Here is a 13,154-nt window from a genome sequence, read left to right as displayed (position 1 = left end):
GCCGTGGCCGAGCAGAAGAAGCCCGCCCAGCCTCCCGAGGGATCGAGCGGCAACCCGAACCTCAAGCTGCTCGGCTACCTGGGCCTCATCCTCGGATTCGGCGCGGTCGCGCTGACGGTGGATTCCGGCTCCGTGACGGTGCTCGGCTTCTCGTTCCCGGTGGCGGTGCCCATCATCGCGGCGATCGCGTTCGTCGGCGGGCTGCTCGCGGGACGCTTCCCGCCGCGCAAGGGCGACCTCTAGCGCCACCGCGCCTGCCCGCTCGGCCGGCGCATCGTGACCCTATGCTGGGCCCATGAGTGCACCGCTGCCCATGTCCGCGCCCGCCGTCCGCTGGGGAATCCTCGGCGCCGGCGGCATCGCCCGCAAGCTCGCCGACGCCGTCACGCGCTACACCGCGTCCACCGTGGTCGCGGTCGGCTCGCGCGACGAGGCGAAGGCGCAGGCCTTCGCCGACGAGGCCGGGATCCCGACCGCCTACGGCTCGTACGAGGCCCTTCTCGCCGATCCCGATGTCGACGTCGTCTACGTCGCCACGCCGCACAGCCACCACCACGAGCACGCGCTGCTCGCGATCGAGGCCGGCAAGCACGTGCTCTGCGAGAAGGCGTTCACGCAGAACGCCGCGCAGGCGCGAGAGGTGGTCGCGGCCGCCCGCGCCAAGGGCGTGTTCGTCATGGAGGCGATGTGGACGCGCCACCTGCCGCACGTCCACGCGATCCGCGACCTGATCGCGCGCGGCGAGATCGGCGACGTGGTGTCCGTCCAGGCCGACCACGGCCAGCCCATCGCGCACATCGAGCGCATGTGGCGCCCGGAGCTTGCCGGCGGCGCGCTGCTCGACCTCGGCGTGTACCCCATCTCGTTCGCCTACGACATCCTCGGCAAGCCCGACGCGATCACGGCACGCGGACGGCTGTTCGAGACAGGTGTCGACGGCCAGGTCTCGATGATCTTCGACTACCCCTCCGCCCAGGCGTCGCTCACCACCACCATGGAGGCCCGCACCGCGTGCGTCGCCCTCATCGGCGGCACCGAGGGCCGCATCGAGGTGCGCGACACCTTCTATGCGCCGACGTCCTTCACCGTCACGCGCCTCGACGGCACCTCGTGGACCTACGACGGCGACGTGCCCAACGGCTTCCAGTTCGAGGCCGCCGAGGTCGCCCGCCGCATCCACGCCGGCGACACCGAGAGCCCCCTGCTCACGCTCGACCAGTCCATCGAGATCATGGAGATCATGGACGAGGTCCGGTCGCAGATCGGCGTCGCCTTCCCGAACGAGCGCTAGGGACGATGCGCCGGTCCCGTCCGGCGAGCATGCAGCGAGGGCCGCACCCGATCGGGTGCGGCCCTCGCTGCATGCGGTGGGCTTCAGCCGGTGAAGGTGGGGGAGGCGACGACGACCGCGGCCGCGGCCGCGTGGCTCTGAGCCGCAGCGTCCTTGATCGCGCCCTCGATCGCGGCCTCGGCCCCTTCGCCCGCGCCCGAGCCTGACCCGGACCCGGACCCGGACCCGGCGTCGCCGTCCGAGCCGTCACCCATGTCCTCGATGAGCGCGTCGCCGAACGTCAGCGCGAACACCGAGGAGCCGCCCAGGCGCGCGGGATCGGCCAGGCTCGGCGGCGGGGCGTCATCGTCGAGGGCGGACGGGTCGGCGAGCGCGGCGAGCAGGGCCGGGTCGGCCCACAGCGCGTCGAACCCGTAGCCGTAAGCGTCGACGCTCTGGAACCACGACGGGTCGTCGACCAGCCCGTCGCTCACGAGCGTGGCGGACTCGAGCACGGGGCCGTTGAAGAAGAGCACCGCGAGGTCCGCGAAGGTCACGCCGCAGTCGTCGCCCGCACCCGTGACGGTCGCGGTGCTCGCCGCAAGGTCGATGTCCACCGCGATGTCCCCGCACATGTCGCCCGAGACCAGGGAAGGGTCGAGGTCGGCGGCGGTGAGCTCGGGGCCGTCGCCCACGACCACGTCGTCGACGACGAACATCTTCATGGGCAGGTCCTCGCCGTCGAGGCGGCCCATGAGCAGCATGAGGATCGCCGCGTGGATCTCGGTCGAGGGATCGGCCGGTGGCTTCGGGTCCGCGGACGGGGACGGCGTGGCGGAGGGCTCCGGCGTCGCGGAGGGCGTCACCGACGGCTCGGGTGAGGCCGAGGGGGTGACGGAGGGGGACGGCGTCACGGACGGCGAGGGGGTGACCGAGGGTGACGGGGTCACCGACGGCGACGTCGTGGCCGACGGGGTCGCCGACGGGCTCGGCACGGCCTGGGCCGTGGTGGCGGTGACCGCGCCCACGAGGGCGACGGTGGCGACCGCGGAGGCCGCGGTCAGGACGGTGCGTGCGTGCACGGGGTTCCCCTCAGGATCATGGATGGCCGGGCCTCATCGGCGCTGACGCGACTCCGGGTGCCGAGACTCTAGAGCTCTGCACCGCGTGCCGCAATGAGGCGAAGGTCACGTGCCGCCCCGCCCTCGCCACGCGCGGCGAGGCGACGTCCCACCCTCCCGGTAGATTCGACCCATGGTGTTCCCTGGCTTCTGGGTGGTGTTCGAGGGGGCCGACGGCGTGGGCAAGACCACGCAGGTCGACCTTCTCGCGGCGTACCTGCGCTCGGCCGCGGGCGGGGCGCGCGAGGTGATCGTCACCCGCGAGCCCGGCGGCACCCCGCTGGGCGTCGAGCTGCGCCAGGCGATCATGCACGGCGACCACGTCGCCCCGCGCGCGGAGGCGCTGCTCTACGCGGCGGACCGCGCCCACCACATCGCCACCAAGGTGCGCCCCGCCCTCGCTCAGGGCGCCGTGGTGCTCCAGGACCGCTACCTCGACTCGTCGGTGGTCTACCAGGGCGGTGCGCGCGGCCTCGGCGACGAGGTGGAGCGCATCTCGATGTGGGCCACCGAGGACCTGCTGCCCGACCTCACCGTGGTGCTCGACATGGAGCCCGACCCTGCGCGGATGAGCCGCGACCTCGACCGCGTCGAGCGCGAGACCATCGCCAAGGCCGCTCAGATGCGCGAGGGCTTCCTCGCGCGCGCTGCCCTCGCCCCCGAGCGCTACGCCGTGGTCGACGCCGCACGGCCGCGCGAGGCGGTCCATGTGGACGTGCTCGATGCCGTGCTGCGCATCGTCGCCGCGAAGGCGGCCCGCGAGGCCGATGCCGCGGCGGGGCCCGCGCACGAGGCCCCCCGCATCGAGCCGTGGGGGACGCCGTGACCGTCTGGGAGCAGGTGGTCGGCCAGCACCACGCGATCGGCCCGCTCCGCGCGGCGATCGACGACCCAGGCTCGATGACGCACGCGTGGCTGATCACCGGGCCGCCGGGCTCCGGGCGGTCGTACGCGGCGCGCGCCTTCGCGGCCGCGCTCCAGTGCGAGCGCGGCGGCTGCGGCGAGTGCCGCGAGTGCACCACCGCGCTGTCGGGCACGCACGCCGACGTCACGCTCGTCGCCACGGAGAAGGTCACCATCGCGATCGACGAGGTCCGCGACCTCATCGGCCTCGCCGCCACCGCGCCCAGCCGGGGCCGCTGGCGCGTCATCGTGGTCGAGGACGCGGACCGCATGACCGAGCGCACCTCGAACGTGCTGCTCAAGTCCATCGAGGAGCCGCCCGCCCGCACCGTCTGGGTGCTGTGCGCGCCCAGCCCTCAGGACGTGGCGGTCACCATCCGCAGCCGCTGCCGCATCGTCGGCCTGCGGACCCCCGACCCGGAGGACGTCGCACGCCTGCTCACCGCACGCGACGGCACCGAGCCGGGCCTCGCGCTCGAGTGCGCCCGCGCCGCGCAGAGCCACATCGGCGTCGCGCGGCGCCTCGCCCGCGACCCCGACGCCCGCGCGCGCCGCGACCAGGTGCTCGCGCTCGCCACCGACATCCGCGGCGTGGGCGACGCGATCTTCGCGGCCGCCGACCTGGTGGAGGTCGCCGACGCCGATGCGAAGGCCGCCACCGAGGAGCGCGACGCCGAGGAGAAGGCGCAGCTCATGGCCACGCTGGGCATGGAGGAGGGTGGCCGGGTCCCGCCCGCGCTGCGCGCCCAGCTGCGCCAGCTCGAGGAGAACCAGAAGCGCCGCGCCACGCGCCACAAGCGCGACGTCCTCGACCGCGCCATCACGGACCTCATGTCGCTGTACCGCGACGTCGTGATCGCGCAGACCGGCGCGGGCGTCGCGATGGTCAACACCGCGCACGAGGGGCATGTGCGCGACCTCGCGTCGCGCACCACGCTCGCGGACACGCTGCGCTGCCTGGACGCGCTCGGCACCGCCCGCGAGCGCCTGGCCGGCAACGTCGCGCCGCTGCTCGCCGTCGAGGCGATGGCGCTCGATCTTCGGCCGCGCACCGCCGCGCGTCGCTAGGGTGGCGCCATGAGTCGCCGTCTCGCCGCCGTCGCCGCCCTCCTCGTCGCATCGTCCCTGCTGACGGCCTGCACGCCCAAGGACCAGGTCGCGCCCGACAACCCGTCCGTCACCGCGTCCGCCTCCAACGCGCCCGCGGTGACAGCGCCGACGAGCGGCGAGGACGCGGCCGTCTACTCCCAGACGGTGAGCTGGAGCACCTGCGGCGACCTCGAGTGCGCGACCCTGCAGGTCCCGCTCGACTGGACCGACCCGTCGGGCGACACCATCGACCTCGCGATCAACCGCCACCCCGCGACCGATCAGGCCAAGCGCATCGGCAGCCTGCTCATCAACCCCGGCGGCCCGGGCGGCAGCGGGCTGGACCTCACCGAGTCGTTCGTCTCGATGGCGGGCAAGGACGTGCTCAAGGCGTACGACGTGGTCGGCTTCGACCCGCGCGGCGTGGGCAAGTCGACGCCGCTCAAGTGCGGCGACACCGCCGAGATCGACGCGTACTACCTCACCGATCTCACGCTCGACACGCAGAAGCAGATCGACGCCGCGCGCGAGACCAACACGCTGTTCGCGGAGCGCTGCAAGGAGCTGTCGGGGGCGCTGGTCGAGAACGTCGACACCACGTCCGCCGCGCGCGACATGGACGTCATCCGTGCCGTGCTCGGCGACGATCAGCTCCACTACCTGGGCTTCTCCTACGGCACCCAGCTGGGAGCCACCTATGCGGAGCTGTACCCGCAGAACGTGGGCCGGATGGTGCTCGACGGCGCCGTGGACTTCACCCTCCCCGTCGAGGACCAGGCCGTGGGCCAGGCGCAGGGCTTCGAGGGTGCGCTCATGAACTTCATCGCGTGGTGCGAGAAGCAGGACGGCTGCCCGCTCGCGTCCGACCCGGAGCAGGCGCGCCGACAGATCCAGGACATCGCGCTCCACGCGCGCGACACCGGGTACCAGGCGACCGCCGGCGTCGAGGTGAACGGCAACCTCATGGTCTACGGCATGGTCGTGACGATGTACGACGAGAACTCCTGGCAGTACCTCGAGCTGGGCCTCAAGGAGGTGCTGACCCAGGGCACGGCCAGCATCTTCTACCAGCTGGCGGGGTTCTACCTGGACAAGGACCCGAGCACGGGCGACTACCTGTCGAACTCGCAGTGGGCGTTCACGGCGATCGGCTGCCTCGACGCCGGCAAGACCCCGGAGCTCACGGTCGACTCGCTCGACGCGTTCCGCACCAAGCTGGAGAAGGCGTCGCCGACGTTCGGCTGGTGGTTCGCGTCGTCGGTGGGCTGCGACGGCTGGCCGTGGCGGGCCAAGGATCCCGTCACGTCGCTCGAGGCGGCGGACGGCGCCGCACCCATCCTGGTCGTCGGCACCACCGACGATCCCGCGACGCCGTACGCGTGGGCGGAGTCGCTGTCGCAGCAGCTCGCGAGCTCGACGCTGCTGACCTACCAGGGGGAGGGGCACACCGCGTACGGCCGCTCGAACTCCTGCATCCTCGACGCCGTCGACGGCTACCTCGTGGACGGGACGATGCCGGTTTCAGGAAAGCGCTGCTGAGGCGCTATCATTCATAGCCGTGCCCCCTTGGGGGTGCGCTCGGTGTCCCGCAAGGGGCATCCGCCGCCTTAGCTCAGTCGGCAGAGCGATTCACTCGTAATGAATAGGTCGTGGGTTCGATTCCCACAGGCGGCTCCATCGAGGAGGCCCCGGTCCGTGAGGATCGGGGCCTTTCGCGTTGCCGGCGCGCTGGGTTCGCCGACCGCCGCGCGCTGGAAGGTGCTCAGTGCCCGTTTCTCGCGACTTCGGGCACTGAGCACCTACCAGGAAGCAGGCGGCGCGGCGCCGAGCGGCGGCGGACGATGCGCCGCGCCGCCCGGCCGTCAGTCGACCACGAGCAGCGCCCGCATCCCCGCGGCATAGTGCCCCTCGATGTTGCAGACCAGCTCGTAGCGCCCCGGGGCCAGGTCGAGCGTGACCCAGCCGCTCGCACCGGGCGCGATGCCGTCGCCGGCGCCCGCCGCATCGGTCGCGGAGGCCTCGCCCAGGCTGTCCGACTCGTCGACGGTCCCCTCGGCGGAGACCGAGCGCTGGCCGACGGACGCCCCGTCCGCCAGCGGCAGCACCACGAGCTCGTGGTCCACCGTGCCCTCGTTGACGAGGCGCAGCGTCACCGTCCCGGCGTCGACATGCGTGGTCGAGGAGCGCAGCATCATGCGGCCGCCCATCATCCCGCGGCCCCCCATGTCCATCGCGTACACGTCGACCACCGTGCCGGGCGGCGCATCGTCCGCGATGCGTGCCGCGCTGCCGCCGGAGGTGACGCGCGCATCGTGCATCGACAGGGGCGAGGCGGGCCCGCCCCCGAGCGCCCACGCGAACGACACGACGAGCGCCGCCACCGCGGCGACGAGCGCCGCGACCGTCCAGCCCCGCTCCCGCGCAGTCATCGCTGCTCACCTCCGGGCTCGCGCAGCGCGTCGCGCGAGGCTCGATACGTGTCGACGTCGATCTCGCCGTGCGCGAGCCGACGGTCGAGGATCTCGAGCGCGGTCTCGCGCGACGCCGGCGGTGCCGCCGCGGGCGCCTGAGGCCGGCCGTCGCCCGACGCGAGCCGGACCACCAGCCACACGATCAGCGCGATCAGCGCGATCCAGAACAGGCCCATCCCGAGCCATCCGATGCCGGTCATCCCGGCGCCGTACCCACCCATCATGATCGTTCTCCTTCCGCGGGTTCCTGCCTCCAGCCTGCGACGGCGGTGTGAAGGCAGGACCCGCGAAAGTGTGAAGAGATCATGAAGCGCGCGGGCTGCGCAGTGCTCAGGTGAGCTTCATCGTGGTGACGCAGGTGACGTCGTCCGAGTGGGACGTCGAGATCCCCTGCGTCGCGGACAGCCCGTCGTGCTCGACCGTCACCGTCGCGTCGATGTCGCGCGGCAGCCACAGGCCCACGAACCCGTTGTCGAACGTGGTGCGGGTCTCGTCGACCAGCGTCTCGCCGGTCGCGTCGTCGGTGACGGTCACGTGCACGTCCTCGCCCTGCAGCTCGCCGGTGCACGTGGTGAGGGAGTGGTAGTAGCAGTCGTGGGTGTCGTTCTCGTAGGGCGCGAACGACACGTAGAACGCGTCGTCGGGCATCGGCAGCGACACCTGGGTCTCGTCGGTGGTGGTGAGCAGCAGCTCGTCCGGCCGGATCGACGCGGTGAGCTCGACGGAGCGGTCCGCGAGCGGCGTCGCGTCGAGCGTGTCGATGATCTGTCGGGCGTCCATGCCGTCCAGCCCGGCCTGGGCCAGGACGGCGTCGGTGGACGATGCGGCGGTGGCCGCGGCGGTCGGGTCGCCTTCCGCGGTGCCGGGGGAGCACGCGGCGAGCGCGAGCGCCGAGCCGAGCGTCAGGGCCGCCACGGCGAGCCGTGCGGGGGTGCGGGGCAGGGTGCGGTGAGACATGAGGATCCTTCGGGTGAACGTGAGGGGGCGCACGGCATCGGCGGCGCGCCGGTGGCCGCGGAGGGGTGGGCTGCTGCCCGACCCCTGGTGTCCTCACGTCCGGCTGATCCCGAGGAGGCGCAGGTCGGGGGTGCGCGGCATCCATAGGGGCGTCGCGGCGGGGGCCTCGCGCCGGTGGTGCGCCACGGACGCGCGCGCCCGCGGCCGGATCCGCGGCGTCGCGACCATCACGAGGAGCATGGCCGCGGTCGCGCACGCGACCATCGCGCCGACGCCCGCGGCGCCGCAGCCGTCGCACGAGGCGCCTGGGTGCGTCGGGTGCGCATCGACTCCGGCGCTCATGGTCGCAGGGGAGGCGACGGCCGCGGGCAGCCCCGGCATCGTCGGGTGCGCCGCCGCGCCGTGGTGGACCGCCGCCCCCGCGACCGCGAGCACGGCGAGCACCACGCCGAGCACCGGGGAGCGCGCCCACACCGGACGGCGCGGACGTCGGCGTCGCGCGTGCATGCGTGTCATCGAGCGCCAGCCTAGGTGGCCGCGGCCCGGCGGCGCCCGGGGCGTGTGGCCCGCGATGTTATCGACACTGATGTTGATAAGATGCCGACGCCACTGTCGATAAATCCCCGGAGGGACCCCATGCAGAGACTGTTCACCGCCGCCTTCGCCTACGCGATCGCCGGCCTCGCCTCGGGCCTGTACTACCGCGAGCTCACCGTCGCGCACGACTTCGAGAACGGGCAGACCATGCTCAGCGGCGTGCACACGCACCTCCTCGCGCTCGGCACGCTCGTGCTGCTCATCGTGCTCATGCTCGAGAAGGTCTTCCGCCTGTCCGACAGCCGCCTGTACGGCTGGTTCTTCTGGACCTACAACATCGCGCTCGTGGTCACCGCCGCGATGATGACCTGGCACGGCACGCTCACCGTCCTCGGCAAGGAGTCGACCCCGATGATCGCCGGCATGGCGGGCCTGGGGCACATGACGATGACGGCGGCGTTCGTGCTCCTGTTCCTCGCGCTCGGCAAGGCGCTCGCGCGTGATCGCGTCGCGGGTGCCGCGGTGCCCGCGGCCTGACGCCTCACCCCCCGGTCGCGCTCGCGGCCGGGGGATCCGGGGGTGCCGGGAGCGGCCGGAACGGGATGCTCGACGCGAGGGCCGCGAGGATCATGAGGGTGCCCACCAGGATCGCCGTCCACAGGCCCCGCGGCGTGTTCAGCGCGAGCAGGTAGCCGCCGACGGTCGGCACGGTCGCCACGATGCCGGCGGTGAAGGCGACGGCGAGCACGCCGGACACGATGCGCGCCCACCTCGGACCGGTGGTGCCGAGCGCGAATCCCCCGAGCACCGCGAGCATCGGCACGCCGATGGCGCCGCCGCCGAGCCCGTTCTGGAAGAGCGCCGCGAGCTGGCCCGGGAGCGACATGGTGAAGACCGCGAACGTGAACGGCGCGAGCGCGAACCAGCGCAGCCGCGCCGTGCGTCCGGCGCGCCGCCGCGCCTCGGCCCACCCGAGAAGGGCGCCGGCCGTGCCGCCCGAGGCGAGGATCGCGTAGAACGTCCCCGCCCAGGTCACGTCGTGATCCGTGCCGATCTGCCACATGTAGGAGCGCAGGGACGCGGCCCACGCGACGCCGGCGATGGTGCCGACCGTCGCGAGCCGCCAGGTCGATGCGGCGCCGGAGTATCCGTTCATTCGGGGCTCGGATCTGGATGCGGGGTCGGTAATCCCGGGCCCGACCGCCGATAAGGAGATCTTCCGGCCGACGACGCCCGGGTGCAAGCGCCGGCGGCCCGCCGCCCCCTGACCGCGCCCCACACGAGCGTCGGAGCAACGCCGCCATCCGATGCAACTCGCGTCGCGAACACCGACGTGGACGCCGAGAGGTGCAGATTTCGTGTGGAGCGCGGCCGGGGGGCCGACGCGCAACCCACGCCCCGCATCGTCCCCACCCCTTGCGCCCCGCGCCCACCCGGGCGACACTGAACGATGTATCGCTCACCATCGTCGAGAATGCCAGGAGGGCATCATGGGCGGCTTCAAGGACACCAACCCCGTCGACGCGATGTGGGACGCCATGGACCAGCTGAGGTCGGGCTTCGAGAAGCGCGTGGGCTCCCGGATGGGCCGCGGCGACGTCCGCACCGCGATCCTCGCGCTGCTCGACGAGGGGCCGATGCACGGCTACCAGATCATCCGCGAGATCGAGGCGCGCACGGGCGGCCGATGGAGGCCCAGCGCGGGCTCGGTCTACCCGACCCTGCAGCTGCTCGCCGACGAGGGTCTCGTCTCCGCGGAGATCACGGACGACCGCAAGGTCTACGCGCTCACCGACGAGGGCCGCTTCGACGCGGCCGAGGCCGCGAAGGACGCCCCGTGGGCGCCGACGTCGACCGCCGAGGCCGGCCACATCGGCCCGGTCCCGCGCGCCGGCTTCGAGCTCGCGCAGGCCGCGGCGCAGGTCGCGCGTGCGGGCACCCCCGAGCAGCAGAAGGAGGCCGCCGAGGCCCTCGACACGGCGCGACGTAAGATCTACTCGATCCTCGCGCAAGCCTGACGGACCTCCGCCGAACCGTCGGGAACTAGGAGATTCGATGCCCGACGTCACGTCCGGACGCGCCCGCTACCGACGCATCCTGCGCTTCGCCGCGCGCCACCTCGTCGTGACGTGGTGGTACGAGCTCTTCATCCCGCGCCTCGGCTTCCGCCGCGTCACCGAGCGCACGCGCGCCGCGCGCATGCACACGTTCGCTCGCCGCTTCCGCATCCTCGCGGTCGAGCTCGGCGGCCTCATGATCAAGCTGGGCCAGTTCATGTCGACGCGCCTCGACGTCCTGCCGCCCGAGATCACCAAGGAGCTCGAGGACCTCCAGGACGAGGTCCCCGCCGTGCCCTTCGAGCAGATCCGCGCGCTCGCGGAAGCGGAGCTGGGCGTCCCGCTCGCGCAGGTCTACGCGGCCTTCGACGAGGTCCCGGTCGCCGCCGCCTCGCTGGGCCAGGCGCATCGTGCGCTGCTCGCGCCGGACGATGCGCGCGACGTCGGCTTCGACGCGGTCGTCGTCAAGGTGCAGCGCCCAGGCATCGCGCACATCGTCGAGGTCGACCTCGCGGCCCTCCGCCGCATCGCCGTGTGGCTCGCCCGCCTGCGCGTCGTGTCCCACCGGGTCGACATGCCCGCGCTCATCGAGGAGTTCGCGGAGGCCAGCCTCGAGGAGATCGACTACCTCCACGAGGCCGCGAACGCCGAGCGCTTCGCCGCATCGTTCGCGGACGATGCGCGCGTCCGGGTCCCCGCGGTCGTGTGGGAGCGCGCCACGCGCCGGGTCCTCACCCTCGAGGACGTCACCGCGATCAAGATCACCGACGTCGACGCCATCCGCGCGGCCGGCATCGCGCCCGGCGAGGTCGCGAAGGTGTTCGCCGAGGTGATGCTCGACCAGCTGTTCCGGCACAGCTTCTTCCACGCCGACCCGCACCCCGGCAACCTGTTCGTCGCCCCGGGCGAGGACGGTGGGCCGTGGCGGCTCACGTTCGTCGACTTCGGGATGATGGGCACCGTCCCCGATCGCCTCCGCGTCGCGCTGCGTGCCGTGGTGATCGCCGCGGCGTCGCGCGACGGCCGCGGAATGGTGCGCGCGATGCACGATGCGGGGGTCCTGCTCCCGTACGCCGACACCGACGAGCTCGAACGCGTGATGACGCAGCTGTTCGCCCGCTTCGGGGGGATGGGCTTCGCGCAGCTGCGCGAGGTGGACCCGCGGGAGTTCCGCGACTTCGCGCTCGAGTTCAGCGACGTCATGCTCACGCTGCCGTTCCAGCTGCCCGAGAACTTCCTCCTCATCATCCGGGCGGTGTCGCTCACGTCGGGGCTGTGCAGCTCGCTCGACCCGCGCTACAACATCTGGGACTCGGTGGAGCCGTACGCGCAGCAGCTGCTCAAGGACGAGGGGTCGAACGTGGTCCGGCACGCCGCGCGCGACGTCGTGGACCTCGCCGGCATCGCGTGGCGTCTGCCCAAGCGCCTCGACGCCGTGCTCGGCAAGGTGGAGAACGGGAGCGTCGCGGTCACCGTGCCGCAGCTCGAGAGCGTTATCTCGCGTGTCGAGGCGACCGCACGCCGGCTCGTGTCGGCTCTGATCTTCTGCGCGATGCTCGTCGCGGGGGCCCGGCTCCATGCGGACGATGCGGGCAGCGGCATCGCGCTCATGCTCGGATCCCTGCTGCCGCTCGCGCACGTGGTGTTCGCGCGCCGGGGCGGGCGCTGAGGCTTGCGCCGACCGCAGGCCGGTCAGCCCGTGAAGATGTCGATCACGAGCCGCTTCGGGTCCGTCAGCCACGTCACCTTGTAGGGGCGGGCCTTGTCCAGCCCGATCCCCACGTGCGTGATGCCCTCGAACGCGCCCACGATGCGCGCCTCCTGGATCGCGGGGAAGGCGCCGGTGAGGATCTGCCGCGGGCCCTTGTAGGGGGCGTGGTCGATCCGGCTGCCGTCGAACCATGCCCCGAACGCGACGTCGAGGGATGCGCCGCCCTGGAGGTCGGGCGAGAAGTCCTCGCCGCTGCCGTCCCCGGGGAAGGTGCTCGCCGCGATGGGGGTCACGGACCAGCCGGGCATGCTCCCGGGGCCGGTGAGCTCGAAGACCCAGCGGTCGTAGCAGTCGTGCGTGCCGACGCGCATGGTCACCCCCCACAGCGCCTCGCCGGGGGCGGTGCGGAGCTGGCTCGACCAGTCGGCCGAGGAGGTGGAGGCGTCCGCGGTGCCGAAGCCCTCGCATGCGGAGGCGCCGCCGGACGATGCGGTGGTGGCCGGGGTGGGGGTCGCGGTCGGTGAGGGCGCTGGGGTGGGGGAAGCGGACGCCACCGCCGAGGGCGTCCGGCTCTCGACGGGTCCGGGGGTCGACGAACACCCGGTGAGCAGGGCCGCGGTCACGATCACCGCGGCGGACCACCGCCAGCCTGCACGCATGCCTCGACGCTACGCCGGGTGCCCGAGGAGCGCCCGGCGAAAGAATGTCGAGCAATTTCGGCGGCTCCAGGCGATGCCGGCGGCAGCGCACGTGGGCCAACCGGCTCGATACCAGGGGCGATCGCCGCGACACGCCCGAGATCACCACGATTTGACCCTGGCGCACGGGGTGCGTAATGTTTTCACCTGTCGCCGCAAGGAACGCGCCAGGCAGGGACTGAACAAGGCCCCGCAGGAGACGCCCCGGCGACACGATCCGATGGAAGCGGCGGGCATTCGTGCCCCGCACCACACGGTAGGATCACTGGCTGGCTCTCGATGATGAAGCCCTGAATTCAATTCCGAAGCTAAAGCTAAGGATTTGACAGGGTGAAATCGA

16 protein-coding genes and 1 tRNA gene are annotated in these 13,154 nt (G+C 72.5%); 10 read left to right on the top strand and 7 right to left on the bottom strand.

The genetic code is table 11. From position 1 onward, the window contains the following. The first annotated feature begins 3 nt into the window (after nucleotides 1–3). Both AOM04_RS12710 and AOM04_RS12705 read left to right on the top strand, forming a co-directional pair. On the top strand, nucleotides 4–243 hold the full coding sequence (locus AOM04_RS12710) for a hypothetical protein (protein WP_062465168.1): 240 nt from the start codon (nucleotides 4–6) through the stop codon (nucleotides 241–243). A 52-nt stretch (nucleotides 244–295) separates the two neighbouring features. Beyond that, a complete protein-coding gene (locus tag AOM04_RS12705) occupies nucleotides 296–1,291 on the top strand; it encodes a Gfo/Idh/MocA family protein (protein WP_062465167.1) in 996 nt (331 codons plus the stop codon). An 83-nt stretch (nucleotides 1,292–1,374) separates the two neighbouring features. Here the strand turns inward: AOM04_RS12705 and AOM04_RS12700 are convergent, their stop codons facing one another. After that, nucleotides 1,375–2,034, bottom strand: a complete 660-nt coding sequence (locus AOM04_RS12700) for a hypothetical protein (RefSeq protein ID WP_156160747.1) — start codon at nucleotides 2,032–2,034, stop codon at nucleotides 1,375–1,377. Here AOM04_RS12700 and AOM04_RS12695 point away from each other — a divergent pair. From AOM04_RS12695 to AOM04_RS12675, 5 genes are all read left to right on the top strand, one after another. After that, nucleotides 2,024–2,398, top strand: coding sequence for a hypothetical protein (locus AOM04_RS12695; protein WP_156160746.1), 375 nt, complete (start codon nucleotides 2,024–2,026; stop codon nucleotides 2,396–2,398). The genes AOM04_RS12700 and AOM04_RS12695 overlap by 11 nt on opposite strands. Before the next feature lie 126 nt (nucleotides 2,399–2,524). Then, on the top strand, nucleotides 2,525–3,217 hold the full coding sequence (gene tmk / locus AOM04_RS12690) for a dTMP kinase (protein WP_062465164.1): 693 nt from the start codon (nucleotides 2,525–2,527) through the stop codon (nucleotides 3,215–3,217). Continuing rightward, nucleotides 3,214–4,362, top strand: a complete 1,149-nt coding sequence (locus tag AOM04_RS12685) for a DNA polymerase III subunit delta' (RefSeq protein WP_062465371.1) — start codon at nucleotides 3,214–3,216, stop codon at nucleotides 4,360–4,362. The genes tmk and AOM04_RS12685 overlap by 4 nt, the downstream gene beginning before the upstream one ends. 9 nt (nucleotides 4,363–4,371) lie before the next feature. Then, nucleotides 4,372–5,922 (top strand): alpha/beta hydrolase, encoded by a 1,551-nt coding sequence (locus AOM04_RS12680; RefSeq protein ID WP_062465163.1) that lies wholly within the window; start codon nucleotides 4,372–4,374, stop codon nucleotides 5,920–5,922. A 62-nt stretch (nucleotides 5,923–5,984) separates the two neighbouring features. After that, nucleotides 5,985–6,060: transfer RNA gene (locus AOM04_RS12675), tRNA-Thr, on the top strand. Nucleotides 6,061–6,245: 185 nt separating this feature from the next. Here AOM04_RS12675 and AOM04_RS12670 read toward each other — a convergent pair. The 4 genes from AOM04_RS12670 to AOM04_RS12655 all read right to left on the bottom strand — a co-directional run bounded on the left by AOM04_RS12670 (nucleotide 6,246) and on the right by AOM04_RS12655 (nucleotide 8,327). Beyond that, a complete protein-coding gene (locus tag AOM04_RS12670) occupies nucleotides 6,246–6,812 on the bottom strand; it encodes a sulfocyanin-like copper-binding protein (RefSeq protein WP_062465162.1) in 567 nt (188 codons plus the stop codon). Then, nucleotides 6,809–7,078 (bottom strand): SHOCT domain-containing protein, encoded by a 270-nt coding sequence (locus tag AOM04_RS12665; RefSeq protein ID WP_062465161.1) that lies wholly within the window; start codon nucleotides 7,076–7,078, stop codon nucleotides 6,809–6,811. The genes AOM04_RS12670 and AOM04_RS12665 overlap by 4 nt, the downstream gene beginning before the upstream one ends. Nucleotides 7,079–7,184: 106 nt before the next feature. Then, nucleotides 7,185–7,811: a CueP family metal-binding protein gene (locus AOM04_RS12660; protein WP_082104650.1), complete on the bottom strand. Its 627-nt coding sequence runs from the start codon at nucleotides 7,809–7,811 to the stop codon at nucleotides 7,185–7,187. A gap of 93 nt (nucleotides 7,812–7,904) precedes the next feature. After that, entirely contained in the window at nucleotides 7,905–8,327 is a 423-nt protein-coding gene (locus tag AOM04_RS12655) for a hypothetical protein (RefSeq protein WP_062465160.1), read from the bottom strand. A gap of 120 nt (nucleotides 8,328–8,447) precedes the next feature. Here AOM04_RS12655 and AOM04_RS12650 point away from each other — a divergent pair, with 120 nt between their 5' ends. Continuing rightward, nucleotides 8,448–8,885, top strand: a complete 438-nt coding sequence (locus tag AOM04_RS12650) for a DUF2871 domain-containing protein (protein ID WP_062465159.1) — start codon at nucleotides 8,448–8,450, stop codon at nucleotides 8,883–8,885. Between the two features lie 4 nt (nucleotides 8,886–8,889). Here AOM04_RS12650 and AOM04_RS12645 read toward each other — a convergent pair whose 3' ends face one another. After that, nucleotides 8,890–9,504, bottom strand: coding sequence for a hypothetical protein (locus tag AOM04_RS12645; RefSeq protein WP_062465158.1), 615 nt, complete (start codon nucleotides 9,502–9,504; stop codon nucleotides 8,890–8,892). Nucleotides 9,505–9,838: 334 nt separating this feature from the next. Between AOM04_RS12645 and AOM04_RS12640 the strand changes: the two genes are divergently transcribed. Both AOM04_RS12640 and AOM04_RS12635 read left to right on the top strand, forming a co-directional pair. Continuing rightward, nucleotides 9,839–10,366 (top strand): PadR family transcriptional regulator, encoded by a 528-nt coding sequence (locus AOM04_RS12640; protein WP_062465157.1) that lies wholly within the window; start codon nucleotides 9,839–9,841, stop codon nucleotides 10,364–10,366. Nucleotides 10,367–10,403: 37 nt separating this feature from the next. Continuing rightward, entirely contained in the window at nucleotides 10,404–12,074 is a 1,671-nt protein-coding gene (locus AOM04_RS12635) for an ABC1 kinase family protein (protein WP_062465156.1), read from the top strand. A gap of 23 nt (nucleotides 12,075–12,097) precedes the next feature. Here the strand turns inward: AOM04_RS12635 and AOM04_RS12630 are convergent, their stop codons facing one another. Continuing rightward, on the bottom strand, nucleotides 12,098–12,775 hold the full coding sequence (locus tag AOM04_RS12630; RefSeq protein WP_062465155.1) for an AMIN-like domain-containing (lipo)protein: 678 nt from the start codon (nucleotides 12,773–12,775) through the stop codon (nucleotides 12,098–12,100). Between the last annotated feature and the right edge of the window lie 379 nt (nucleotides 12,776–13,154).

Source organism: Demequina soli, assembly GCF_000971195.1.
Classification (GTDB): Bacteria; Actinomycetota; Actinomycetes; order Actinomycetales; family Demequinaceae; genus Demequina; species Demequina soli.
Note: the sequence above shows the minus strand (reverse complement) of the source record. Positions and strands in the feature narration are given on the sequence as shown.